23 protein-coding genes are annotated in these 24301 nt (G+C 71.3%); 7 read left to right on the forward strand and 16 right to left on the reverse strand.

Annotated features, from left to right (window positions below):
- Nucleotides 1-125 precede the first annotated feature (125 nt).
- Both ACZ3II_RS02870 and ACZ3II_RS02875 read left to right on the forward strand, forming a co-directional pair.
- Nucleotides 126-1979 (forward strand): 2-oxoacid:acceptor oxidoreductase subunit alpha, encoded by a 1854-nt coding sequence (locus ACZ3II_RS02870; protein WP_465515909.1) that lies wholly within the window; start codon nt 126-128, stop codon nt 1977-1979.
- Entirely contained in the window at nt 1972-2982 is a 1011-nt protein-coding gene (locus ACZ3II_RS02875; protein WP_465515910.1) for a 2-oxoacid:ferredoxin oxidoreductase subunit beta, read from the forward strand. The genes ACZ3II_RS02870 and ACZ3II_RS02875 overlap by 8 nt, the downstream gene beginning before the upstream one ends.
- 6 nt (nt 2983-2988) lie before the next feature.
- Here the strand turns inward: ACZ3II_RS02875 and ACZ3II_RS02880 are convergent, their stop codons facing one another.
- Nucleotides 2989-4005 (reverse strand): potassium channel family protein, encoded by a 1017-nt coding sequence (locus ACZ3II_RS02880; RefSeq protein WP_465515911.1) that lies wholly within the window; start codon nt 4003-4005, stop codon nt 2989-2991.
- Nucleotides 4006-4097: 92 nt separating this feature from the next.
- Here ACZ3II_RS02880 and ACZ3II_RS02885 point away from each other — a divergent pair, with 92 nt between their 5' ends.
- A complete protein-coding gene (locus ACZ3II_RS02885; protein WP_465515912.1) occupies nt 4098-4550 on the forward strand; it encodes a phospholipase in 453 nt (150 codons plus the stop codon).
- A 76-nt stretch (nt 4551-4626) separates the two neighbouring features.
- Here the strand turns inward: ACZ3II_RS02885 and ACZ3II_RS02890 are convergent, their stop codons facing one another.
- The 3 genes from ACZ3II_RS02890 to ACZ3II_RS02900 all read right to left on the reverse strand — a co-directional run bounded on the left by ACZ3II_RS02890 (nt 4627) and on the right by ACZ3II_RS02900 (nt 8468).
- Nucleotides 4627-7278 carry an ATP-binding protein gene (locus tag ACZ3II_RS02890; protein WP_465515913.1) on the reverse strand — a complete coding sequence of 884 codons (2652 nt, stop codon included), beginning with the start codon at nt 7276-7278 and terminating at the stop codon, nt 4627-4629.
- Between the two features lie 368 nt (nt 7279-7646).
- Complete coding sequence (locus ACZ3II_RS02895; protein WP_465515914.1) at nt 7647-7868, reverse strand: FmdB family zinc ribbon protein; 222 nt, start codon at nt 7866-7868, stop codon at nt 7647-7649.
- A gap of 159 nt (nt 7869-8027) precedes the next feature.
- A complete protein-coding gene (locus ACZ3II_RS02900; RefSeq protein WP_465515915.1) occupies nt 8028-8468 on the reverse strand; it encodes a hypothetical protein in 441 nt (146 codons plus the stop codon).
- 193 nt (nt 8469-8661) lie between these two features.
- Here ACZ3II_RS02900 and ACZ3II_RS02905 point away from each other — a divergent pair, with 193 nt between their 5' ends.
- Both ACZ3II_RS02905 and ACZ3II_RS02910 read left to right on the forward strand, forming a co-directional pair.
- Entirely contained in the window at nt 8662-9507 is an 846-nt protein-coding gene (locus ACZ3II_RS02905; RefSeq protein WP_465515916.1) for a lytic transglycosylase domain-containing protein, read from the forward strand.
- Nucleotides 9508-9597: 90 nt separating this feature from the next.
- Nucleotides 9598-10614 (forward strand): GNAT family N-acetyltransferase, encoded by a 1017-nt coding sequence (locus tag ACZ3II_RS02910; RefSeq protein ID WP_465515917.1) that lies wholly within the window; start codon nt 9598-9600, stop codon nt 10612-10614.
- A 71-nt stretch (nt 10615-10685) separates the two neighbouring features.
- On the opposite strand, the gene hemB is transcribed toward ACZ3II_RS02910, so the two are convergent.
- The 8 genes from hemB to ACZ3II_RS02950 all read right to left on the reverse strand — a co-directional run bounded on the left by hemB (nt 10686) and on the right by ACZ3II_RS02950 (nt 18824).
- The gene (hemB, locus tag ACZ3II_RS02915) at nt 10686-11675 is read right to left on the reverse strand and encodes a porphobilinogen synthase (protein WP_465515918.1); all 990 of its coding nucleotides are present in this window, start codon (nt 11673-11675) and stop codon (nt 10686-10688) included.
- 50 nt (nt 11676-11725) lie between these two features.
- Entirely contained in the window at nt 11726-13312 is a 1587-nt protein-coding gene (locus ACZ3II_RS02920; RefSeq protein ID WP_465515919.1) for a bifunctional uroporphyrinogen-III C-methyltransferase/uroporphyrinogen-III synthase, read from the reverse strand.
- Nucleotides 13309-14235, reverse strand: coding sequence for a hydroxymethylbilane synthase (gene hemC, locus ACZ3II_RS02925; protein ID WP_465515920.1), 927 nt, complete (start codon nt 14233-14235; stop codon nt 13309-13311). Before hemC ends, ACZ3II_RS02920 begins: the two co-directional genes overlap by 4 nt.
- Entirely contained in the window at nt 14232-15527 is a 1296-nt protein-coding gene (locus ACZ3II_RS02930) for a glutamyl-tRNA reductase (RefSeq protein WP_465515921.1), read from the reverse strand. The genes hemC and ACZ3II_RS02930 overlap by 4 nt, the downstream gene beginning before the upstream one ends.
- Nucleotides 15524-16270 carry a redox-sensing transcriptional repressor Rex gene (locus ACZ3II_RS02935; RefSeq protein WP_043533259.1) on the reverse strand — a complete coding sequence of 249 codons (747 nt, stop codon included), beginning with the start codon at nt 16268-16270 and terminating at the stop codon, nt 15524-15526. The genes ACZ3II_RS02930 and ACZ3II_RS02935 overlap by 4 nt, the downstream gene beginning before the upstream one ends.
- A gap of 231 nt (nt 16271-16501) precedes the next feature.
- Nucleotides 16502-17143, reverse strand: coding sequence for an HAD family hydrolase (locus ACZ3II_RS02940; protein ID WP_465515922.1), 642 nt, complete (start codon nt 17141-17143; stop codon nt 16502-16504).
- Between the two features lie 11 nt (nt 17144-17154).
- Nucleotides 17155-17400: a glutaredoxin family protein gene (locus ACZ3II_RS02945; RefSeq protein WP_465515923.1), complete on the reverse strand. Its 246-nt coding sequence runs from the start codon at nt 17398-17400 to the stop codon at nt 17155-17157.
- Nucleotides 17397-18824, reverse strand: coding sequence for a class I adenylate-forming enzyme family protein (locus tag ACZ3II_RS02950; RefSeq protein ID WP_465515924.1), 1428 nt, complete (start codon nt 18822-18824; stop codon nt 17397-17399). Before ACZ3II_RS02950 ends, ACZ3II_RS02945 begins: the two co-directional genes overlap by 4 nt.
- 502 nt (nt 18825-19326) lie before the next feature.
- Between ACZ3II_RS02950 and ACZ3II_RS02955 the strand changes: the two genes are divergently transcribed.
- Together ACZ3II_RS02955 and ACZ3II_RS02960 are read left to right on the forward strand one after the other, a co-directional pair.
- Complete coding sequence (locus tag ACZ3II_RS02955) at nt 19327-20175, forward strand: ECF subfamily RNA polymerase sigma factor, BldN family (RefSeq protein ID WP_465516591.1); 849 nt, start codon at nt 19327-19329, stop codon at nt 20173-20175.
- Nucleotides 20176-20350: 175 nt separating this feature from the next.
- Nucleotides 20351-21520 (forward strand): DUF5667 domain-containing protein, encoded by a 1170-nt coding sequence (locus ACZ3II_RS02960; protein ID WP_465515925.1) that lies wholly within the window; start codon nt 20351-20353, stop codon nt 21518-21520.
- Nucleotides 21521-21697: 177 nt separating this feature from the next.
- Here ACZ3II_RS02960 and ACZ3II_RS02965 read toward each other — a convergent pair whose 3' ends face one another.
- The 4 genes from ACZ3II_RS02965 to ACZ3II_RS02980 all read right to left on the reverse strand — a co-directional run bounded on the left by ACZ3II_RS02965 (nt 21698) and on the right by ACZ3II_RS02980 (nt 24217).
- Nucleotides 21698-22672, reverse strand: coding sequence for a lysophospholipid acyltransferase family protein (locus tag ACZ3II_RS02965; RefSeq protein ID WP_465515926.1), 975 nt, complete (start codon nt 22670-22672; stop codon nt 21698-21700).
- Nucleotides 22669-23712 (reverse strand): NAD-dependent epimerase/dehydratase family protein, encoded by a 1044-nt coding sequence (locus ACZ3II_RS02970; RefSeq protein ID WP_465515927.1) that lies wholly within the window; start codon nt 23710-23712, stop codon nt 22669-22671. Before ACZ3II_RS02970 ends, ACZ3II_RS02965 begins: the two co-directional genes overlap by 4 nt.
- A gap of 42 nt (nt 23713-23754) precedes the next feature.
- Entirely contained in the window at nt 23755-23856 is a 102-nt protein-coding gene (locus ACZ3II_RS02975) for a 30S ribosomal protein bS22 (RefSeq protein WP_007465623.1), read from the reverse strand.
- 124 nt (nt 23857-23980) lie between these two features.
- Nucleotides 23981-24217, reverse strand: a complete 237-nt coding sequence (locus ACZ3II_RS02980) for a helix-turn-helix domain-containing protein (protein WP_465515928.1) — start codon at nt 24215-24217, stop codon at nt 23981-23983.
- Between the last annotated feature and the right edge of the window lie 84 nt (nt 24218-24301).

Below are 24301 nucleotides of genomic sequence, written 5' to 3' on the forward strand. Positions count from 1 at the left end.
TACGGTGGGCAACGGTCCGCGGCCGCTTCGTAAGGAGCGGCGACGTAGTGTGGAAGTGACGATTTGCGGGCCGGCTCATCGACAGTTCCTGTTGTGGCCGGACCGCGCCCTATGGAGGTTGAATCGTGGCCGCTCCCGCGAAGCGAGTCGAGCAGCTGGACCGGGTAGTCATCCGATTCGCCGGCGACTCCGGCGACGGCATGCAGCTCACCGGCGACCGGTTCACATCGGAGACCGCCCAGCTCGGTAACGACATCTCGACACTTCCCAACTTTCCGGCGGAGATCCGCGCACCCGCAGGGACGCTTCCCGGTGTCTCCAGCTTCCAGGTGCACTTCGCCGACTACGACATCCTGACCCCGGGTGACGCGCCGAACGTGCTGGTCGCGATGAACCCGGCCGCTCTCAAGGCCAACCTGGCCGACCTGCCCGCCGGCGCCGACGTCATCGTCAACACCGACGAGTTCACCCGCCGCAACCTGGCCAAGGTCGGTTACGCCGTCAGCCCGCTGGAGGACGGCTCCCTCGCCGAGTACGCCGTACACCCCGTCGCCCTCACCTCGCTGACCCTCGGCGCGCTGGCCGAGCTCGGCGTCGCGAAGAAGGACGGCGAGCGCGCCAAGAACATGTTCGCGCTCGGCCTGCTCAGCTGGATGTACTCCCGGCCGTTCGAGTCCACGCTGCGGTTCCTGGAGCGCAAGTTCGCCAAGCGGCCCGACCTGGTCGCGGCGAACAAGGCCGCCTTCCAGGCCGGGTGGAACTACGGCGAGACCACCGAGGCCTTCTCGGTGCGCTACGAGATCAAGCCCGCGAAGATGCGCCCCGGCACCTATCGCAACATCACCGGCAACCAGGCGCTGTCGCTCGGGCTGGTGGCCGCCGCGGTGCGCTCCGGGCTGCCGTTGTTCCTCGGCGCCTACCCGATCACCCCGGCTTCCGACATCCTGCACGAGCTGTCCAAGCACAAGCGGTTCGGCGTCACCACGATGCAGGCCGAGGACGAGATCGCGGCGATCGGGGCGGCGCTCGGCGCGGCGTACGGTGGCGCCCTCGGCGTGACCACCACCAGCGGGCCGGGGGTGGCGCTCAAGGGCGAGACCATCTCCCTGGCGATCGCGCTGGAGCTGCCGCTGGTCATCGTGGACGTGCAGCGGGCCGGCCCGTCGACCGGCATGCCGACCAAGACCGAGCAGGCCGACCTCAACATGGCACTGTTCGGCCGGCACGGTGAGGCGCCGCTCGCGGTGATCGCCCCGAAGTCGCCGTCGGACTGCTTCCACGCCGCCCTGGAGGCGGCCCGGATCGCCCTGACCTACCGCACCCCGGTCATCCTGCTGTCGGACAACTACGTGGCCAACGGCTCCGAGCCGTGGCTGCTGCCGTCCGTCGACGAGCTGCCGGACCTGCGGGTGGAGTTCGCCACGGCGCCCAATGCCGAGGACGGGCGCTTCCTGCCGTACCTCCGCGATTCGGAGACCATGGCCCGGCCGTGGGCCGTGCCCGGCACGCCCGGCCTGGAGCACCGCATCGGTGGCCTGGAGAAGGCCGACAAGACCGGCGACATCTCCTACGACCCGGCCAACCACGAGTTCATGGTCCGCACCCGTGCCGCCCGGATCGAGGCGATCAGCGTGCCGGACGTGGACGTCGAGGACCCGTCCGAGGCGGCCCGGGTGCTGGTGCTCGGCTGGGGCTCGACCTACGGCCCGATCGGCGCGGCCTGCCGGGCGCTGCGGCAGCGTGGCCTGACCATCGCCCAGGCGCACCTGCGTCACCTGGCGCCGCTGCCGGCCAATCTGGGCGAGGTGCTGAAGTCCTACGACAAGGTGGTCGTCCCGGAGATGAACCTCGGTCAGCTCGCCGGCGTGATCCGGGCGCGCTACCTGGTCGATGCGGTTCCGTTCAACCAGGTCAGCGGCCTGCCGTTCACCGCCGCGACGCTGGAGAGCATGCTGGAGGACGTGGTCAAGAATGGCTGAGACGGTCGCGCTGAAACTGACCGCCAAGGACTTCAAGTCCGACCAGGAGGTCCGCTGGTGCCCCGGCTGCGGGGACTACGCGATCCTCGCCGCGGTGCAGGGCTTCATGCCGGAGCTCGGCATCCCGCGGGAGAACATCGTGTTCGTCTCCGGGATCGGCTGCTCCTCCCGCTTCCCGTACTACATGAACACCTACGGGATGCACTCGATCCACGGCCGGGCCCCGGCGATCGCAACCGGCCTGTCCGCGTCCCGCCCGGACCTGAGCGTCTGGGTGGTGACCGGCGACGGGGACGCCCTGTCGATCGGCGGCAACCACCTGATCCACGCGCTGCGCCGCAACGTGAACCTGAAGATCCTGCTGTTCAACAACCGGATCTACGGGCTCACCAAGGGGCAGTACTCACCGACCTCGGAGATCGGCAAGATCACCAAGTCGACGCCGGCCGGGTCGGCGGACTCGCCGTTCAACCCGCTGTCGCTGGCGCTCGGCGCGGAGGCGACGTTCGTGGCCCGGACCATCGACTCGGACCGCAAGCACCTGCAGTCGGTGCTGCGGGCCGCGGCCCAGCACGAGGGCTCCGCGTTCGTCGAGATCTACCAGAACTGCAACATCTTCAACGACGGCGCGTTCGACCTGATCAAGGACGCGGACACCCGGGACGCCCATCTGATCCGGCTCGAGCAGGGCCAGCCGATCACCTTCAACGGGCTGAACGTGGTCCATCCGGAAGGCAGCTTCGGCCTCAAGGTGCAGGAGGGCGGCACGCCGATCGTCCACGACGCGACGGTCGACGACCCGGCGTACGCGTTCGCGCTCAGCCGGCTCTCCGGCTCCGACCTGGGCACCACCCCGATCGGCGTGTTCCGGAGCGTGCAGCGCCCGTCCTACGACGAGATCGTCCGCAAGCAGGTGCTCGACGCCAAGGAGCAGGCGACCGGAACCCCTGAGGAGATGCTCGACGGCCTGCTGAACGCCGCCGACACCTGGACGATCCTCTAGAGCTTCTTAGACCGACACCCCGTTGGTCGCGGTCTCGTCGTCGCGGATGTAGACGAGCAGGTCGCCGGTCTCGATCGTGACGGCCTGCTCGCCGCCGAGCGGCAGCACCTTGCCCCGGCGGATCAGCGCCACCACCAGGGTGGACAGCTCCCGCGGGTTGCGGCCCACCTCGGCGCGCTCGGCCGAGCGCATCGCCAGCGCCATGCCCTGACCGGGGGTGAGCAGGTCCTCCACCACGTCGATCAGCGGCGGCGCGGTGGTGGTGAGGCCGAGCAGGCGGCCCGCCGTCGACGACGAGACGATCACGTGGTGCGCGCCGCTCTGCTTGAGCAGGGCGGCGTTCTCCTGCTCCCGGACCGCGGCGATGATCCGCACCTGGCCGGCGGTCAGTTGCCGCACGGTCAGGGTAATCAGCACGGACGCCTCGTCCCGGTCGGTCGCGATGATCACCGACTTGGCGTTCTTCACGTCCGCCTCGTTCAGCACCGCCGACCGGGTGGCGTCCCCCTCGATGACCACGAACCCGCTGGCCTGGGCCTGCCGGACACCGGCCTCCCGGCTCTCCACGATGACGATGCGGTTCTTCTCGTACCCGGTCTCCAGCAGCGCGGCGACCGCGGCCCGGCCCTTCGTGCCGTAACCGCAGATGATCACGTGGTCCTTCAACTTGCTCCTCCACCGGGCGACCCGCAGGCCCTTGCGGTACTGGTCGGTCAGCACCTCCAGTGTGGTGCCGACCAGGATGATCAGGAAGAGGACCCGGGCCGGCGTGATGAACAGGACGTTCACCAGGCGGGCTGCCTGAGTCTCCGGAGTGATGTCGCCGTAGCCGGTGGTGGAGAGCGACACGACCGCGTAGTAGAAGCAGTCGAGCAGGGTGAGGCCGTCCTCGTTGACGTCCCGGTAACCGTCCCGGTCCGCGTAGATCACCGCGACGGCCAGCAGAACCAGGGAACACGCCATCACCACGCGAATGGCGAGGGCTCTCAGCGGTCCCTGCCGGACCAGAGGTAGATGAATCATGGAACCGCCTGCACGCGATCACCTTAACGGTCAAGCTGAAGGTCGTAACCGAAGGACACCACAACACCAACCGGCAGGGCGCCGGAGGTCCCATGCGCCATCTCGCGGTCACCGCGCTCCTGATCACCGTCGCGCTTCCGGCGCACGCCACACCGCCCCCGCCGCCGACCGGCACGCGGACCGCCGACCGGGCGGCCGTCCTGCGCTCCTGGACCGAGCCGACCGCCACGAGCAGCACCGCCTGGAACACCGCGCGCCTCCAACGTTCCCGCTGGTCGCACTATGGATTCGACTGGTCGACCGACCTGTGCAGCCGGGTTCCGGAGACGCCGTTCGGCTTCGACTTCACCGACGCCTGCCGCCGCCACGACTTCGGTTACCGCAATTACCGGGCCGCCCTCGCCGGCCACAAGTCCCGCGTCGACGAGGCCTTCCGCGCCGACCTGCGCCGCACGTGCGACGGCCATCGCCTGGCGGCTCAGCCCCTGTGCAACGCGGTCGCCTTCACGTACTTCGAGGCTGTTCGCCTACTGCCAAAAACCTGAAAATTCGCATTTGGTACGCCGTACGCCGCCATCAACCGCAACCACCCCGTCCCGTGACCCCCGGCACGCCGGACGTTCAGCGGGCCATCTGGGCGAAGCGGGTGGCCCCGTCCTCCAGGTCGGGGTGCTCGACAGCCAGCGCCATCGCGACTATGCGATCGAAGCCCAGCCCGGCGCCGTCCGCGTACGCCGCATCGAAGGCGACGTCGCCCAGCGCGGACCGTAACGACGTCTGATGCGCCGACCAGAACGCGCCGAACGATGCGGTGCGGCGGGCGCCCCGCGCCGCCTCCGCCCCGCCGAAGAGGACCGCCGCGGTCGCCGGATCACCGCCGAGGGCGCAGCGGACGGCGATCGCTGCCACCGCGTCGGCCGCGGCGCCCCGGAAACCGTGCCGCAGCCGGGAACGTAACGCCACCACCAGGTGATCGTGGGCGGCCACCAGGTCACCCCGGCGCAGCGCGACCATGCCGAGCAGCCAGTCGACGGTCCGGCGGCCACGGTCCTCGGGACGGGCCGCCTCCACGTGCCGGGCGGCACCGAGCAGATCCGCGGCCTCGGTCAGGGCGTCCCGGCGCCAGAGCAGCTCGGCCAGGGTCAGGATGGCGGGAAGGGCGGCATTCGGCACGCCGGAACGCTCGGCCGCGGCGATCACCTCCCGGCAGTCCCGCTCCGCGCCGGCCGGGTCGTCACCGGGCTGGTTGAGGCGGGCTGCCCGGACCCGGACCAGCACCGACGGGTCGCCGGACCGGCCGGCCTCGGCCTCGGCCCGGGCCAGGAACCGGTCGCGTTCGGCACGGTCGCCGGTGAGCCGGGCATGCACCAGACAGGCGCCGGCCAGATCGGCCGCACCCAGCGCCCGGGCGTGTCCCGGGGCCTGCGCCGCGGTGGGCAGGTGCTGGAAGAGGGTGGCGAGCAGCTCCCGGCCGGCGTGGACCTCGTTGTGCTCGCGCCACCACGGCTCCAGGGCGGTGGCCAGGCGCAGACCGGCCGGCACGTCACCGGTGGCGGCGGCCCAGCGCAGCGCGGCCTGCCACTCCGGCACGTACGGGCACAGTTCGGTGAGCGAGACCGTCCGCACCTGGTCGTCGGTGTCCACGGTGATCCGGTCCAGGCTGTGCAGCGACCAGGTCAGATGCAGGTCACGGACCGCGGGTTCCTCGCCGGTGGCGGTGAGCTGGCGCAACGCGTACGCCCGCACCTGGTCCGACATCCGGTACAGCGGGCCGGGCGCCACCTCGATCAGCGACTTGTCGGCGAGTTCGGAGAGCGCGCCGAGCGCCTCCGGGTCGCACCACTCGACGGTCGGCAGTTCGACCGGCCCGGCGAAGACGGCGAGCCGGCGCAGCAGCCGGGCGGCCCGGCTCCCGAGGGTCCGGTACGACCAGGCCAGATTGTTGGCCAGGCTGGCGTGCCTGCCCTCCCCCGCGGCGTCGTTGTCGAGCGCGCCGAGCGGGTCGTCGAGGCGGCGGGCGAGATGCTCGGCGGGCAGCAGCCGCAGGCGCGCGGCAGCGAGCTGAATGGCCAGCGGCGAGCCCTCCAGCCGCGCGGCCAGCCGGGCCAGCTGCGGGTCGCCGTCGTCGGGCCGGCCACCCTGCGCGGCCGCGGCACGGTCCCGGAGCAGCGCGAACGCGTCGGCGGGCGCGAGCGGCGGAAGCCGCCACACGGTCTCCCCGGCGAGGGCGAGCGGCGCCCGGCTGGTGGCCACGATGTCGAGACGGCGGCACCGGCTGAGCAGGCGGTGGGCCAGGGCGGCGGTCAGCGTGGGCGCCGCGTCGCAGGTCTGCAGGAGCACCAGCATGCGGCGTTCGGCGCACTGCTCGGTCAGCGTGTCGATCATCGGCCGGCCCGGTTCCGGGCGCAGGCCCAGAGCGGTGGCGAGGGCGACGGGCAGGCCTTGCGACGCGGTTGCGGCGTCGATCGTCCAGATCCCCCCGGGGTACGCGGCCAGCAGCTGCTCACCGACCGCATGGGTGAGCCGCGTCTTGCCGGAGCCACCCGGGCCCACGACGGTGACCAGGCGGTGGTGGCTGATCAGCTCGGCGAGTTCGGTGAGCTCGGCGCGCCGGCCCACGAACGGGCTGTGCTCGGCCGGAAGGTTGTCCCGGGGCGCCTGGGCGGTCCGGGGCCGCGGGAAGTCCCGCTCCAGGCCCGGCGCCATCACCTGGAAGATCCGCTCGTCGTCGTCGAAGCCGCGCAGCCGGTAGGAGCCCAGGTCGAGCAGGTCCACGGTGGCCAGGGTGGCGGCGGCCGCGGCGCCGGCCCGGCCACCGGCGACCGCGGCGTGGGTGGCGGTCACGGCCAGAGCCGTCGCCTCCGAGCAGAGCACCTGCCCACCGTGGGCGGCGGCGGACACCCGGGCGGCACGGTGCACCTCGGCGCTGGCGTACTCCTGGCCGACCGGGATCGCCCGCCCGGTGTGCAGTCCCATCCGGACACGCGGCACCGCGTCGGAGCGTGGCCAGTCGTGTGCGGACAGACGCCGCTGCGCCTCGACACAGGCCGCCACGGCCGCGTCCGCGCTCGAGAACGCCACGAAAAACGAGTCACCCTCCGTAAGGAGTTCGACACCATCAAAATCAGTAAACACAGCGCGTAGCACTGCTCGATGCGCTCCGAGGACACTGCGGTACGCCTCACCAAGCATGCGTGCAAGCCGCGTCGAGCCTTCGATGTCGGTGAACATAAAGGTCACGAGGCCACTGGGTAGCTCGATCCGTCCCGACACGGTGGAACCTCCGCCCCCTTTGGGAAGTCGCGACTCATGCTGCCGTATCTCTGTGTCACCGCCCATCGTAGAAACGGACGGTAATCACTTGCCCGCCACGGCCGACCCCTTACGGAGGACGCCCCACCGTGCACGACCCCCGGCCGGGATCGACCGGAGGCATACGGGACTACGCGTCTCGTAACGAAAGAGATCGAACGCGGAAACGCTGCTCACGGCCAAAACCGGCAGGCCGTTCGGGTGTACCCGGAAGAGACAACGAGATCTGCACCGCCTGCAAGGGCCACGTCACCGGCCGAAGTCGACAGTGATCAAGCTCGCTGCCGGAGGCCGCGCGGCCGAGGGGGACGACCGCGCGACCCGAGCCGTCAGCAGCAGCCGCCGCCACCGCAACATCCGCCGCCACCACCGGCCGGGGCGGGCGGCGCCACGGACACGCCACCACGGCCCGTGACGGCGACTGTGGACAGCAGCTTCACGGTGTCGTCGTGGCCCTGCGGGCAGGCCGCCGGGTCCGCGGACTCACGCATCGGACGGCTGACCTCGAAGGTGGTGCCACAGGCACGGCACCGGAACTCATAACGCGGCATTCGACCAGCGTAGGACCCCTACGACCGGCTTCGCACGGGGGTTTGTCCACAGCTGGCCGGCGACCTTCTCGAGGGTGTTTCCGGCGGGTAGGGTCTAGTCGTGGCGGAGGCACCGAACAACCCAGCACAGCAGTCGGAGCTGCGCTCCTCAGTCCCGCATCAGGGCGGCCCGCTGCGCAGCTCAGGCGCGGCCCCGGCCGGCCCGCCCTCGGCTGCGCCTTCGACCACCGCGCCCGACACCGAACCCGCTGCCTCGACGGACATCACGCCCGGCGCCTCACCGGCCACCGCCTCCCCCGCGACCGCGCCGTCTTCCACCACGACGCCGCCCGCCACTGCATCGCCTGCCACCACACCGCCCGCGGTCGCCACATCGCCCGCTACCGCGCCGCCCTCCACCGCTCCGGTGCCCGCCGTTGTTCCGTCCGCGGACGGGAAAGCAGCGGGAGGGAAGGCGGAGGACGCGAAAGCCGGATCTCTGCCGTTGGACGGCGTGAAGGCGACCAATGCGACACCAGGCGCCACTGAAGCGGATGGCAACAAGGCGGCCGCAAAGGCAGACACCACCTCTCCGGAGAGCGTGAAGGTATCGCCGGACACCGCCACTCCCGGAGGCCTGAAGGCAGGCGCAGTCACGCCGGACGGCACGAAGACGAACACCGCCAAGCCGGACGCCGCCAACGCGGACGGGGCGAAGGCGGACGGTGGGAAGAAGCGGCGGTTCAGGCCGTTGCATGCGACCGGGCGGGCTGGTCGGGCCGTGTTCGCCTGGGCCAAGGGGCCGACTGGGCGCGTGGTGATTCCCGGGCTTCTGGTGGGGGGCCTGGTCGTGGCCGCCGGGACAGCCGGTGTCTATCTGGTGCCCAAGGCGCTGGAGGCCGCCCCCGTGCCCAGCGCGACGCCGAACTTCGGGAGTGTGCCGGCCTCGGTTCCGCCCGCGGGGCCCGGGGCCGGGGCGAGTGGGCCGGCGAGCTTCCCGGTTCCGGGGGCGACCGTCGGGGGCGGGCTGCCGGGCGTGACCACCGCGCCGGGGCTGCCGGGTGTCACCCAGCCCACCACGGCCGCCACCCGGCCGGCCGACGCGCTGGCGCCCTGGGCGTCGCAGGTCGGCACCCAGGTGGGGATCCCGGTCGTCGCCGTGCAGGCCTACGGGTACGCCGAACTGGTGACCGCCCAGACCACCCCCGCCTGCCACCTGAGCTGGACCACGCTGGCCGCGATCGGGCAGGTCGAGTCGGCGCACGGCAGCCACAACGGCGCGGTGCTGGGCGCCGACGGGGTGGCCGAGCCGAAGATCTACGGCCTGCCGCTGGACGGCCAGGGCGGGCGGCAACTGATCGCCGACACCGATCGGGGTGTGCTGGATCAGGACACCGGCTACGACCGGGCGATCGGGCCGATGCAGTTCATCCCGGCGACGTGGCAGGAGTCGGCGATCGATGCCGACCGTAACGGTGTCGCCGACCCGAACGACATCGACGACGCCGCGATGACCGCCGCGGCGTACCTGTGCAAGGGTGGCCGCGACCTGGCCAGGCCGGATTCCTGGTGGGATGCGATCCTGTCGTACAACGCGGTCCGCCCGTACGCGCAGAAGGTCTTCACCACCGCCGACGAGTACGGCAGGCGCAGTCAGTGAGGCCGGAGTCCCGCGACGCTGCGTGAGCGCCGGCGTACTTTTGCGTGGCGAGCACTTCCCTCAAGGTCTCACAAACGGCACGATGTACCCGTGAGGGTGCGTGAATGGGATCCCCGCTCCGCGTCCGCGGCCGAGGTCAACTCGCTCGTGGAGACAGTGAACGCGGTCCTGGCGGCTGATCTCCCCGATGATCCACCCTGGCGGGACGTGCAGGTCCGGGAGTACCTCGCCGAGACCATGCCCGGCGAGCGGCGGATCACCTGGGTGGCCGAGGACGACCGGCTCCCGGAGGGGCAGAGCCAGATCTTCGCCCACGTCAACATTCTGCTGCTCGGCGACATCGGCGTGCTCGAGGTGGTGGTCCGCCCCGGGTTGCGGCGGCGCGGGCTGGGCCGGCAGCTGGTGGCGATGGCCGTACGCCGCGCCTATCTGGAGGGTTTCTCCTCGATCGGCGTGGAGGCGATCGGCGGCACGTCGGCGATCCCGTTCTACGAGTCGCTGGGCTTCGAGCGGGAGTATGTGGAGACCCGCAGCGTGCTCAACCTGGAGTCGGTGGACTGGCTGGCGCTGGGCGGCATGGCCGGCGGGATCAGCCCCGGGTACCGGATCGAGTACCATCCGGGCGGCCCGCCGGATCATCTGCTCGACGCGTACGCGCAGGCCAAGGCGGAGGCGCAGCGCGATGACGACGACCTGGACCTGGCGCCGCGCTCGTCGGATCCGCAGCGGCTCCGGGAGTCGCTGGAGACGCTGCACAAGCGCGGGCTGAAACCTTACATAGTGCTGGCGATCCACGAGGCGACCGGCGCGGTGGCGGGCCTGACCGAGGTGGTGGTTCCGGCGCAGCATCCGGAGCGTGCCGATCAGTACGACACGATCGTGGTCCGGGAGCACCGGGGCTACGGCATCGACCGGGCGATCAAGGCGCGGATGCTGTTCGAGCTGCGGGCCGCCGAGCCGACGCTGCGCCAGGTGCAGACCTGGAACGCCCAGCACAACGAGTCGATGCTGAAGGTGAACGCGGAGCTGGGTTACCAGTCCGACCGCGACTGGTACGAGTACATCGCCGACGTCACCCAGCTCGTCCAGCGCTTCGAGTTGATCTAGACCGAACTCCGGCTGGTTCGCAGGGCTGTCTCGGCGCGCTTGAGACAGCCCTGCGAACCAGCCGGAGAAGGTCAGTAGCGGTCGCGGAGCAGGCCGGCGGCCTCGGTGGCCCAGTACGTCAGGGTGATCTGGGCGCCGGCGCGTTTGATGCTGGTCAGGGACTCCAGGATGGCGCGTTCCCGGTCGATCCAGCCGTTGGCGGCGGCGGCCTCGACCATGGAGTACTCGCCGGAGACCTGGTAGGCGGCGACCGGCACGGTGACCCGCTCCCGGATGGCGGCGATGATGTCCAGGTAGGGCAGGCCGGGCTTGACCATGACGATGTCGGCGCCCTCGGCGATGTCGAGTTCGACCTCGCGCAGGGCCTCGCGGACGTTCGGCGGGTCCTGCTGGTACTGGCGGCGGTCGCCCTGCAGGGTGGACTCGACGGCCTCACGGAACGGGCCGTAGAAGGCGCCGGCGTACTTCGCGGAGTAGGCGAGGATCGCGATGTCCTGGTGCCCGGCGGTGTCGAGGGCCTTGCGGATGACCCCGATCTGGCCGTCCATCATGCCGGACGGGCCGACCATGTGGGCACCGGCTTCGGCCTGCGCGACCGCCATCTCGGCGTAGATCTTCAGGGTGGCGTCGTTGTCGACGGAGCCGTCGGCGGCCAGCACACCGCAGTGGCCGTGCGAGGTGAACTCGTCGAGGCAGAGGTCGCCCATGATCACCGTCGCGTCGCCGAGTTCCGCGCGAAGGTCGCGGAGGCCGACGTTGAGGATGCCGTCCGGGTCGAGGCCGGCCGACCCGGTCGCGTCCTTGTTGGCGTCGTCGGGGACGCCGAACAGCATCAGGCCGCCGACACCGGCGCTGACCGCCTCGGCGGCCGCCTTGCGCAGCGAGTCCCGGGTGTGCTGGACGACGCCGGGCATCGAGCTGATCGGTTTCGGCTCGGTCAGGCCCTCTTTGACGAAGAGCGGCAGGACCAGCTCGGACGGGGCGAGACGGGTCTCCTCGACCAGACGGCGGATCGCGGGGGTACGCCGCAGGCGGCGCGGGCGGATGTCGGGGAAGGACATCGGTACTCCCTAAGAAGATGGGCCGGCTGTGGAAGCCGGCCCATCAGAGATCAGCGGAAACGGAGAGCCGTCGGCCCCTGGACCTTGGAGCCGCGGCGCTGCTTCGCCGGCATCGCGGCCAGCTTCTCGCGCAGCTCCAGCGCGTACTCGGCGAGCGCCTCGACCAGGTCGGGCACCGACGCGTTCTGCGGCTGGGTGTCGACCCGGAGGCCGAACTCGACGGCGGTCTCGGCGGTCTTCGGGCCGATCACCGCGACGACCGTACGGGCGTGCGGCTTGCCGGCGATGCCGACCAGGTTCCGGACGGTCGAGGACGAGGTGAAGAGCACCGCGTCGAAGCCGCCGGACTTGATCGCGTCGCGGATCTCGGCGGGCGGCGGGGCGGCGCGGACCGTCCGGTACGCCGTGACGTCGTCCACCTCCCAGCCCCGCTCGATGAGCCCGGCCGCGAGGGTCTCGGTGGCGATGTCGGCGCGCGGCAGCAGAACCCGGCCGACCGGGTCGAGGATCTCGTCGTGCGGCGAGAACTCGGCCAGCAGGCCGTCGCTGGACTGCTCGCCGGCCGGGATCAGCTCGGGCTGGATGCCGAAGGCGCGGACCGCGTCGGCGGTGGCCTCACCGATGCAGGCGATCTTCACGCCGCCGAAGTGGCGGGCGTCGAGGCCGTGCTCGCCGAACTTCTCCCAGACCGCGCGGACGGCGTTGACCGAGGTGAAGATCACCCAGGCGTACCGGCCGTCGACCAGGCCCTTGACGGCCCGTTCCATCTGGGCGGGGGTGCGCGGCGGCTCGACGGCGATGGTCGGCACCTCGCACGGGATCGCGCCGTAGGCACGCAGCCGGGCGCTCATCGCGCCGGCCTGCTCCTTGGTGCGCGGGACGAGGACCTTCCAGCCGTACAGCGGGCGGTTCTCCCACCAGCTCAGGGTGTCGCGCTCGGCGACGTCGGAGCCGACGGTGAGGACGACCCGGCCGGTGAAGCCGAGCGCCGCCGCGACGAAGCTGTCCACGGTCGAGGTGGTGGTGTACTGCGTCTCGCCGGTGCCGTCGCCGGTCACGCCGACCGGGACACCCGGCTCGACGCCGGCGGCGAGCAGGCCGTCACGGACCGCGGCGAGGTCGCCGGCGTCCACGGCGACCGCGAACGAGCCCTTCTGGGCGGCCGCGGCGAGCGCGTCGAAGTCGAGCGTGGTCACGTCGTCGACGTCGGCGGCGACCCGGACGCCCGGCAGCGGGACACCGGCGTACGCGGCGACGCCCTCAGCCTGGCCGATGCCGGGGATGACCTCGAAGTGCACGGCGGTCCGCGCGACCGACTGCACCTCCTTGACCACCGCATCGTGGCCGAACGGGTCGCCGGCGACCAGGTGCACGGCGGAGAGGCCGGACTTGGCCGCGGAGAGCAGCACCTTGGCGACGTCGCCGGGCGCGCCCTCGGCCGGGCTGAACTGGGCGTCCTCCTTGGCATCCGCACGGATCGCGCTGAGCAGGGTTTCGGGCACGCCCCGGTCGTAGACCACCTGGTCGGCATCGGTCAGCGCCGCATACGCGCGGCGGGTCAGCAGCTCCGGGTCGCCGGGTCCGGCGCCGATGAACGCGATGCGTCCGGCTGGCTTACGGGCGGTGCGGGTGGTCATTCTGTGCTCCCCATCAGGGTATCGGCTCCGGCGTCGAGGAGATCGATGGCAAGCGCCTTGCCGATCTCCGCCGCGCCGGCGGGCGTTCCGGTGCGCGACAGCCGGATGGCTCGGACTCCATCCGGGCTGATCACCGCACCGCGCAGGTAAATCTCGTCACCGTCGTCGCCCTCGGCGATTTCGGCATGTGCCGCGACCGGGGCGGAGCACCCGGCCTCGAGCGTGGCAAGCATCGACCGTTCCGCCAGCACGGCGGCGCGGGTCGGTGCGTGATCGAGAGCGGCCAGCAGCTCGATCAGGTCGGTGTCGCCGGCCCGGCACTCCACCGCCAGCGCGCCCTGGGCCGGGGCGGGCAGCATGAGCATCGGGTCGAGCGTCTCGGTGATCTCCGCGGACCGGCCGAGACGTGCCACACCGGCACGGGCCAGAACGACGGCATCGAGGTCGGCCTCGGGTCCGAGCACCCGGGCGATCCGCGAGTCGACGTTGCCCCGAATCGGCGTGACCTGCAACTCTAGGCCGAGAGCGTGCAGTTGCGCGATTCGGCGCACCGCACCGGTGCCGATGACCGAGCCGGGCGGCAGCTCCGCCAGGGTCAATCCGTCCCGGGCGATCAGGGCGTCCCGCGGGTCCTCCCGGGGCGGCACCGCGGCGATGTGCAGCTGCGGGTGCTCGCCGGTGGGGAGATCCTTGTACGAGTGGACGGCGAAGTCGATCTCGCCGGCCACCAGGGCGTCGCGCAGCGCGGAGACGAAGACCCCCACGCCGAGCCGGGCGACCGGAGCGTCGGAGCGGTCACCGGGCGTGACGATCCGGACGAGCTCGACCGCGCGGCCGGTGGCGGCGGTGAGAGCGTCGGCGACCATCTGCGACTGGGTGAGCGCCAGGGTGCTCCCCCGGGTGCCGAGGCGAAGAGTGGTCACGCGTTTCCCCCGATCTCCGGTACCGCGTTCGCGCTGGTGGCGAGCGGAATGTCCAGGTCGAACAGCTGGCGGAGCAGGGCCGCGTACTGATCGCCGCCGGGTTCGGCGGCGAGCTGGCGCACCCGCACGGTCGGTGAGTGCAGCAACTGCTGGACGACCCGGTGCAGGGTACGGGATACATCGCCCCGCTGCTCCTCGGTGAATTCCGGCCGCCGCGAGATCAGCTTGCGCATCTCCGCCGACACGACCTCCTCGGCCCGGGTCCGCAGGGCCGCCACCGTGGGCGCGATCTCCGCGCCGCGCAGCCAGCCGAGGAAGCTGTCCACCTCGCCGGCGACGATCTGCTCGACGGCGGCGGTCTCGGCCGCGACCGGGTGGGTACGGCGGCTGGCGGCAAGGCTGTCGATGTCGATGACCACGATCCCGGGCAGGCCGGCCACGTCCGGGGCCACGTCCCGCGGCACGGCCAGGTCGAGGACGACCAGGTCGCGGCCCACGTCCTCAAGGCGGGCGCGGGTCAGCACCGGCTCGGTGGAGGCGGTGGCGCAGACCACCAGGTCGACCTCGCGCAGGACCGAGGTCAGGTCGTCGAACGGGACCGCGGTGGCGCCGTACAGCTCGGCGAGACGGGCGGCCCGTTCGTGGCTGCGGTTGGTGATGCGCAGCGGGCCGACGCCGCCGCGGGTGAGCGTCGCCACCGACAGGGCGCCCATCGCGCCGGCCCCGATGACCAGCGCGGACCGGCCGGACAGGTCGGTGCCGAGGTGCTCGGCGGCGAGGTCGAGGGCGGCGGTGACCACGCTCTGGCCGGCCTTGTCGATGCCGGTCTCGGCGTGCGCCCGCTTGCCGACGCGCAGGGTCTGCTGCATCAGCTCGTGCAGCAGCCGGCCGGCCGAGTCGACCTCGGTGGCGGCGTGGTACGCGTCGCGCAGCTGCCCGAGGATCTGCGCCTCGCCGACGACCATCGAGTCGAGACCGGACGACACCCGGAACGAGTGCTGCACGGCGGCCTCGCCGTAGTGCACGTACAGGTGGCCGGCGAGCTCGTTGGCGGGGATGCCGGAGTGCTCGGACAGCACGTTGCAGATGTCGCCGAGACCGCCGTGGAACCCGCTGACCGCGGCGTAGACCTCGACCCGGTTGCAGGTGGAGACGACGACGGCCTCGCCCACGTACGGCTGGGCGACGAGGCGTTGCAGCAGCTCCGGGACGTCCGACTCGGCGATGGCGAGGCGTTCGAGGACGGCGACGTCGGCCGTGCGGTACGACGCGCCGATGCTGAGGAGATTCACGACCCGACCGCCTCCTGATCGCTGTTCCCGGTCGCGGGGACGCGGCCGCCGGGCAGCGCGGTCAGCGACGCCTTGCGGTGCTCGTGGAAGGAGAGGATCTGCAGCTCGATGGCGAGATCCACCTTGCGGACATCGACGTTGGACGGCACCGACAGGACCCCCGGGGCGAAGTTGAGGATGCTTGTCACACCCGCGGCCACCAGCGCGTCGGCGACCGACTGCGCGGTGCCGGGCGGCGTGGCTATGACACCGATCGCGATGGACTCCTCCGCCGCGACCCGCTGCAGATCGTCGATGTGCTGCACGGCGAGGCCGTTGATGTCCTCACCCACCTTCTTCGGGTCGGCGTCGAAGAGCGCCACCACCCGGAATCCACGGCTGGCGAATCCGGCGTAACCGGCCAGCGCATGCCCGAGATTTCCGACGCCAACCAGGCAGACGGCACGATTCTTGTCGAGGCCGAGAATGTACTCGATCTGGTCGACCAGAAGGGCCACGTCGTAACCGACGCCACGGGTGCCGTAGGAGCCGAGGTGCGACAGGTCCTTGCGCAGTTTCGCCGAGTTGACGCCGGCGGCCGCGGCGAGTCCTTCGCTGGACACCGTCTCCGCGCCGGTCTCGGCCAGGTGGTGGAGGGCACGCAGATATTCCGGAAGTCGCGCGATGGTCGCCTCCGGTAGATCCGGGAAGGCCGGGACGCCATCGGCTTCGCCGGGCGTGCTTCCGTGACGCTGCTGGCTCATCTGACTCCGTGCCGACGAGGCGGACCTGCGGTGAGCCCTGTCTGTGCGGTACCGGTGGAACCCTCGTGGGGTGGCTGTGGTAGCGGGCTCGTCGGAGTCACAGAGTAGGCGCTTGTGAAGGCGTGCACAAATCGCGATCTTGTCGGGACAATTGGACAACATCGACTCGGCTGTGTTAGCCGAGCCGACTTGTCGAGTATTACCGCACCACCCCCGCCAGGGCCACACGGTTCAGAGTGACATGGCCGTCTTTACCGCTTCCACCAGCGTGTCGGCGACCGGACGACCGGATTCCCGGAGGCGCACCGGGTCGGTGAACCCGCCGGTGTAGAGCACCGCCCGGCCACCCAGCGACTCGGCGGCGTCGGCGTCGTCCAGGGAATCACCGATCAGGATCACGTCGCGGCCGTCCACGCCGAGTTCCTCCAGGTGGGTGGCGAGATGGGCGGCCTTGAACCCGCCGCCGAGCTCGGCGCGCAGCCCGTCGATCCGGGTGAACAGGCCGGTCAGGCCGTACCCCTCGACGGCCGGGACCAGCTCGCTGTGGAACCACATGGACAGCAGCGACTGGGTGCCGGGCCAGGTCTTGATCGCGGTCTGCGCGTCGGCGGCCAGCGAGATGCCGGTCAGCCCGACCCGGTACGCGTCGTGGAAGATCCGGTCCAGCCGGCCGAACTCCTCCTCGTCGATCGCCCGGCCGAGCATCTCGGCGTAGAACTCGGCGACCGGCCGCCGGAAGGCCCTCCGGTGCTCGTCGGCGCCGACGTCGCGGCCGCCGACCGAGGCGAAGGCGGTGTTGGTCGACGACACGACCAGGTTCAGATCGTCGAGCAGGGTTCCGTTCCAGTCCCAGACCAGGTGCTTTGAAGTCACGAGGAGCGAGGCTACAGCCGCGGCTCACCCGGCGGCCGGGCCAGATCGCGCAGCAAGCGATCCTCCTCGATGCGCCAGTAGCCGTGCTCCGCGCCGTCCAGCAGCAGCACCGGCACCCGGTCGCCGTAGTCGCGTTCCAGCTCGATCGACGACTCGACGTCGACCTTCGCCCACTGGCCGGGCGCGATCCGGTCCAGCGTCTGCTCGGCCACCTCGCACAGGTGGCAGCCGTCCCGGCTGATCAGGGTGAGTCTCACAGGTCCCTCTTGCGGATCTTGCCGATCGCCGTACGCGGCAGCTCGGTCACCAATTCGATCTCCGGCACCTTGAACCGGGCCAGCCGCGCCGCGCAGTGCACCTGCAACTCGGTCGCGCTGGGCGCCGGATCACCGGTCACCGTCACACGGGCGTACGGCCGCTGCCCGGCCGCCGGGTCCGGCACCCCGACCACGGCCACGCCGGTCACCCGGGGATGTGCCGACAGCACCCGCTCGATCTCGGCCGGGTAGACGTTGAAGCCGTTCACCAGGATCAGCTCGCCGATCCGGTCGACCAGCACCAGGTCGCCCTCGGCGTCGGCGTAGGCGATGTCGCCGGTGGGCCACCAGCCGCCGGCGTCCGGGCCGCCCCGTCCGTCCGGCCAGTACCCGGAGAACAGGTTCGGCCCGCGGACCACGATCTCGCCCGGGTCGGTGCCGGGCGACTCGGCGACCTCCAGGTCCTCGTCGATCGAGGCGGTGCCGTCGCGCCACAGCTCGGCGCCGCTCCGGGCACGCAGCAGCAGCTCCACGCCGGGCAGCGGGCGGCCGATCGAGCCGTGCTTGTCCCGGTGGCTGACGGCCGTGGTGGTGAGCACCGGGGCGGTCTCGGTCAACCCGTACCCGATCAGGATGGCCCGCCCGGTCAGCGACCGGAAGCGTGCCGCGACGCGCTCGTCCAGCGGTGCCGCGCCGCACACCGCGGTCCGCACCCGGGTCAGGATTTCGGCGCGGGGATGTGCGAGCCAGCTCTGGTACATCCCCGGGACGCCGACCGTGACGGTCACCGCGTGCCGCTCGATCAGGCCGAGGGTCTCCGCCGGGTCGAACCGCTCGGCCAGCACCCCGGTCGCCGCGTGGTGCACGACGCTGCCGAGCCCGGTGTTCAGCCCGTAGGCGTGGAAGAACGGCACCGCCAGCAGCACCACGTCGTCCGGTCCCACCACCGGCGGATCGATGCGATCGAGCTGGTCATGGTTGGCGGCGAGCGCGGCGTGGGTGAGCATCGCGCCCTTCGGGCGCCCGCTCGTGCCCGAGGTGTAGAGCAGGACCGCCAGATCAGTTTCCCGGGGTACGGGGTGAGCGGTCCCGCCGCCCTCCCCCACCTCGTCGACCACCAGCGACGCGCCGGAGTCCGAGATGACGTGGTCACGCTCGTCGGCGGTCCAGGCGGGACTGAGCGGCACCGCGACCCGCCCGGCACGCAGCACCCCGAAGTAGGCGACGGCGAAGTCCACGGTGTTGCCGAGCAGCAGCGCGACCCGGTCGCCGGGCGCGGTGCGCGACGCGATCCAGCCGGCCGCGGAGGACACGCGCGTGTCCCATTCCGCCCAGGTGACCGTGACGTCTCCGGCGATCAGCGCGGGCCGGCCGGGGCGGCGTGCGGCAGCCTCGGCGAGGGCGTCGCGGGCGGGTTCCTCCACGAGGCCCGAGTCTGGCACAAACGGCTCCCCGCCGGGTCGACGCACGGGCGGTCCGTCCGGAAAGCGGCATCTTCGCAGAAGATGACCTTGATGGGGCGGTGCCGCCTTGATGCGGTTCGCGGCTTTGCGCGTAGCGCACACGTTGTGCGACTCCGTGTGTCCGAACTCGGCAATACTTCCGCTCTGTGTAACGGGATCCACACCAACGGGTGAGGCCAACCGGCTATTTCAGCGGGTTGCCCCCACCCTTTTGTTGTGATTGACCGCTTTTCTTGTTGTGAGTGACCCACCCTCATCCCGAGGAGGCCGCTGTGCCCCACAAAGCACGGAATCACGGTGAATTCACGTCTGGCGGGACGAATTCGCTGTCGTCACAGGCCCGCCGGGTTGAGGAGGCGCAGTGACCCATGTGTACGCCGAGGACCCGTATGGCCGTGACGTCTTCTCGGCGCGGCTCGCACTCACCGAGGGCTTGAACGCTTTGCGCAATTCAGTGGACGGCATGATCGTCAACGCCATCCGGGGCGACAGCCCGAAGCAGACCGGCAGCCGCCGGACGCCGAACGGGCCACCCGCGGTCGCGTCGCCGCACACCGGCAACGGCAAGTTCTCCGGCGGCCGGGTCGGGCCGCCGCGGACCCCGTCCCAGCCCACCGCCGGCCAGCGTTCCAACATCGGCGAGGGCGAGACCGTCACCGGCGACCACACCGTGGTCGTGCCGACCCAGAGCACCACCGGCCCGCCGAGCGAGGCCAGCCCGCCGAAGGCCAGGCCGGACCGGGGGGACCCGGCCGCCGAGGTGTGGGCGCTCGTCGAACGGGCCCAGGCCGGCGAGGCCGAGGCCTTCGGCCTGATCTACGACCGGTACGTGGACACGGTCTTCCGCTTCGTCTACTTCCGCGTCGGCAACCGGCAGCTCGCCGAGGACCTGACCTCGGACACCTTCCTGCGGGCTCTCAAGCGCATCGGCAGCTTCACCTGGCAGGGCCGGGATCTGGGCGCCTGGCTCGTCACCATCGCCCGCAACCTGGTCGCCGACCACTTCAAGTCCGGCCGGTACCGCCTCGAGGTGACCACCGGCGACGTGCTCGACGCCGACCGCGAGGACCGGGGCCCGGAGGGCAGCCCGGAGTCCGCGGTGGTCGACCACATCACCAACGTCGCCCTGCTCACCGCGGTCAAGCAGCTCAACCCGGAACAGCAGGAATGCATCGTGCTCCGCTTCCTGCAGGGTTTCTCGGTGGCCGAGACCGCACAGACCATGGGCAAGAACGAGGGCGCCATCAAGGCCCTGCAGTACCGGGCCGTCCGCGCGTTGAACAGGCTCCTGCCGGACGGGTTCCAATCTTGATCCGGCGATCTCACTTGTCGATCTCCGATACCCGATGGGAACGCCCGGCACCCGTAACCGGGGCCGCGTGTCGCGCGTTTGTCCGGATGCGACCCCGGACCGTCACCCACGGCCCGGTCGCCGACGCCGGCCCCAAGGCCGGCGAGACAGTCACGAGCGAGGGGAGGTGCCCACGGTGAAGTTCGCATTCCCGAACTCCCGGAGTGCCGCGCGCTTCGCGGAACTGATCGACGACGCCGGCGGCGCCCGTCGGCACCACACCCGTGGGCAGGCCGACGAGGAACTGAACCGGCTGGTCGCCATCGGTAACCGGCTCTCCGCGGCCAATCTCGGCGCACCGGTCGACTCCGAGTTCCGCGTCGGCCTGCGCGCCATGCTGGTCGCGACGGCCGAACGGGACGGCATCGGGCAGACCGACGCCGCCGCCGATCCGGGACCGGCCGCCGCGGCCGGCACCGTCCGGCGCCCACTGTTCGGCCGCCGGATCCGCACCCGCGGGGCGATCGTGATCGGCGTCGCCGCCGGCGCGATGGCCGTCTCCGGGATATCCGCGGCCAGCGAGAGCGCCTCACCGGGCGACGCGCTGTACAGCGTCAAACGGCAGACCGAACGTGCCCAGCTGGCGATCGCCGGATCCGACGTGACGCGGGGCGAATTGTCCCTCGACTTCGCCCGGACCCGGCTCTCCGAGGCGATGGCGATGAAGGGTGACGAACCCGAGTTCGCCCTGGTCCTGGACGACATGGACGCCGACACCCGGAAGGGCGCCCGGCTGCTGACCACCAAGGCGGTGTCCCAGCAGGACACCAAGCCGCTGGCCACCCTGGACGGCTTCGCCGCCGACCAGCGCAAGGCGTTCAACCCGGAGCTGGAGAAGCTGTCCAGCGCCAACCGGGAGCGGGCGGCGGTGTCCCTGGAGCTGCTGCGGGACGTCACCAAGCGCACCGAGTCGCTGCGGTCCGGGCTGGCCTGCGCCAAGGTCACGCCGAACGGCTCGGACGCGCTCGGGCCGAAACTGCGCGACTGCCGGGACGACGACGCCGCCGCCGGCGGTGCTCCGGACGCGACGCCACAGCCGCACAGCGGCTCCGGCAAGACCGGCGCCAAGCAGGGCGGGCAGACCCCGACGCCGAAGCCCTCGAAGTCCGGGACCGGCGCGGTTCCCGGGACGACCGGGAAGGCGACGGTGCCCGGCACCGGCAAGTCGACCGGACCGGCGGGCACGACGCCGGCCACCACCGGTGGGGCCACCCCGACGCCGACGGACACGGCAGGCACCTCGGACCTGACCCCGGCGGAGGAAGAGGGCGGCGTGCTGGGCGGGCTGCTCAACGACCTGTTCTGACAGTCAGGCCGGGCGCGGAACGTGGCGAGGGGCGGTGCCGGAGTTCAACACTCCGGGGCCGCCCCTCAATCCTCACTATAGGACGGACGAGCCGCGTACCCGAAGCAGATTGGCACGCTTCATTCCCGTGTGTGGAGTTCGGCCGCTATGCGCACCCCAACTCAACACGCATGGAACTTACGGGCCGAACGGGTCCGGCCGTTTCTGCAGGAGTTCGTGCAGGGTCGCCTGGATCGTCTCGCGGACCTGGTCGGCGAGGTTGTAGACGACGAGCGGGTCGTCGGCGTACTCGGTGAGGTGCGCGGTGGGGATCGGCGGGCAGAACTCGATCAGCCACTTGCTCGGCAGCGGCACCAGACCCAGCGGCCCGAGCAGCGGGAAGGTCGGGGTGACCGGGAAGTACGGCACCCCGAGGAGCCGGGCCAGCGGCTTCAGGTCGGCCAGGATCGGATAGATCTCCTCGGCGCCGACGATCGCCACCGGCACGATCGGGGTGCCGGTGCGCAGCGCCGCCGACACGAACCCGCCCCGGCCGAACCGCTGCAGCTTGTAGCGCTCGGAGAACTTCTTCCCGATGCCCTTGAAGCCCTCCGGGAACACCCCGACCAGGTGGCCGGAGTTCATCAGGCGCTCGGCGTCGGGATTGCAGGCGACGGTGGCGCCGGCCGCCCGGGCCAGCTCGCTCATCACCGGCATCCGGAACACCAGGTCGGCGCCGAGCAGCCGCAGATGACGCTCGTTCGGGTGCTTGTCGCGCAGGGCGACGGTGAGCATCAGGGCGTCCAGCGCGATCGTGCCGGAGTGGTTGCCGACCACCAGGCCGCTGCCGTCGGACGGAACGTTCTCGATGCCGAACACCTCGGTCCGGAACCAGTCCCGGTAGAGGACCTTCAGCAGCGGGTGGAAGAAGGCGTCGGCCAGCTCGGGGTCGAACCCGAACTCGTCGACCTGATATTGCCCGGCCAGGCGCCGCCGCAGGAAGGCCAGCGCGCCGGCGACCCGCTCGTCCCACACGTCGGCGGGCGGCTCGGCCATGGCGGGCCGCTCCGGGATCGGCCGCCTGCCGTTGACCCGCTGCACCGGAGGCGGCTCGGGCAGTTGGAAGTCGGCCTGCCCGGGCAGCATGTCGCCGCGGTACTCGTCCTGGCTCATGATCCGGCCCGGACCTTGCGGATGCCGTCCAGGATCGCGTTCTCCGCGGCGGCCAGCCGGTCGGCGGTGAGCGTGGAACCCTCACCGTGCGCCCGGATGAACTCCTCGAAGGCGGCCAGCGTGGTCCGCGGGGTGAAGCCGAACTCGTCGATCAGGCGGGTCGTGTCCACCACCCGACCGTGCACGAAGAGGTCGATCTGGTCCAGTCCGATCTGCTCGACGCCGAACTGGCGGAGCAGGGCCGCGCCGGTGGAGAGGGCGGGCTCGGGCACCGGCAGCGAGATCCGGCCGGCCCGGCGGACCGCCTGGGAGAGCATCAGCACCCCGGAGCCGGCGACGTTGAAGGTGCCCGGGTGGTCCTCGATCACCGAGCGGTGCAGGACCTCCAGCGCGTCCTCGACGTGCACGAACTGGAGCCGGGCGTCACGGCCGAGCACGGTGGGCACCACCGGCTGGGAGAAATACCTGGTCAGCGACGTCTCGGCGGACGAGCTGATCATGGGGGCGAAGCGGAGGACGGTGGCCGCGACCTCGGGCCGGCGGCGGCGGAACCCGCGGACGTACCCCTCGATGTCGAGGATGTCGCGGGCGAACGCGCCACGCGGCACCGCACGGGGCTCGGTGTCCTCGGTGAAGACCGCCGGGTCGCGGAAGGAGGCGCCGTAGGCGGCGGTCGACGAACGCACCACCAGCTTGCGCAGCGTGGACGTGCCCTGCGCAGCGGCCAGCACCTGCATGGTGCCGATGACGTTCTGCTCTTTCATCGCCGCCCGGCCCTGCTGGGCGTCAGGCACGCTGGTGATGGCCAGGTGCACGACGGCCTCGGCGCCGAGGTCCGCGATCGCCTCGGTGGCCGCGCGCGCGTCAGCCCGAATCCGTTCCACCCCGTCCAGCAGGCCCATCAGGCCGGCGGGCGGGTCATGCGGATCCAGGCCGACGACACGGTCGATCCGGGGATCTGCGGCAAGACGTGCAGCAACCCGGGCGCCGATGTATCGGCTGACCCCGGTGACTACGACAACGCTGGGCGCGGCTGTCACGTTGTTGGGATCCTCAGGCCGGACGATCCGCCCGGCCCTCAATCACTTACCGAGACGACGACGCTGGACGCGGGTCTTGCGCAGCAGCTTGCGGTGCTTCTTCTTCGCCATACGCTTGCGGCGCTTCTTGACCACGGAGCCCATACGAAAAGCCTCTCGAACCAGATGTCATGAAACTGCACTGTGGCGGGGACCGGCAGGGCCGACCCGGGAACCAACCGGTCCAGCGTACCGGCAGGCCCCCCGGGGACCAACAGGACCCCTGCGGTCAGGCGCTCTGTGAGAACGCTCCGCGCAGATAAGCGTGTACCGCGTGCTCGGGCACCCGGAACGAGCGGCCGACCCGCACCGCGGTGAGGTCACCGCCGTGCACGAGCCGGTAAACGGTCATCTTGGAGACCCGCATCAGCGCGGCCACCTCGGCGACCGTCAAAAACCGCACCTCGGAGAGCCGTTCCTCGGTCTGGCCGGAAGTCTGGACTGCGGTCTGGGCTGGACCCGTCATCTCGTCGCACCGATCCTTTCGCAGGCACGATCCGCCGCGGCCGGAGGCTCCCGGACGCCGCGAGGACGACGTGCGTGTCATCAG

It is taken from the genome of Actinoplanes sp. NPDC019969, assembly GCF_055562375.1.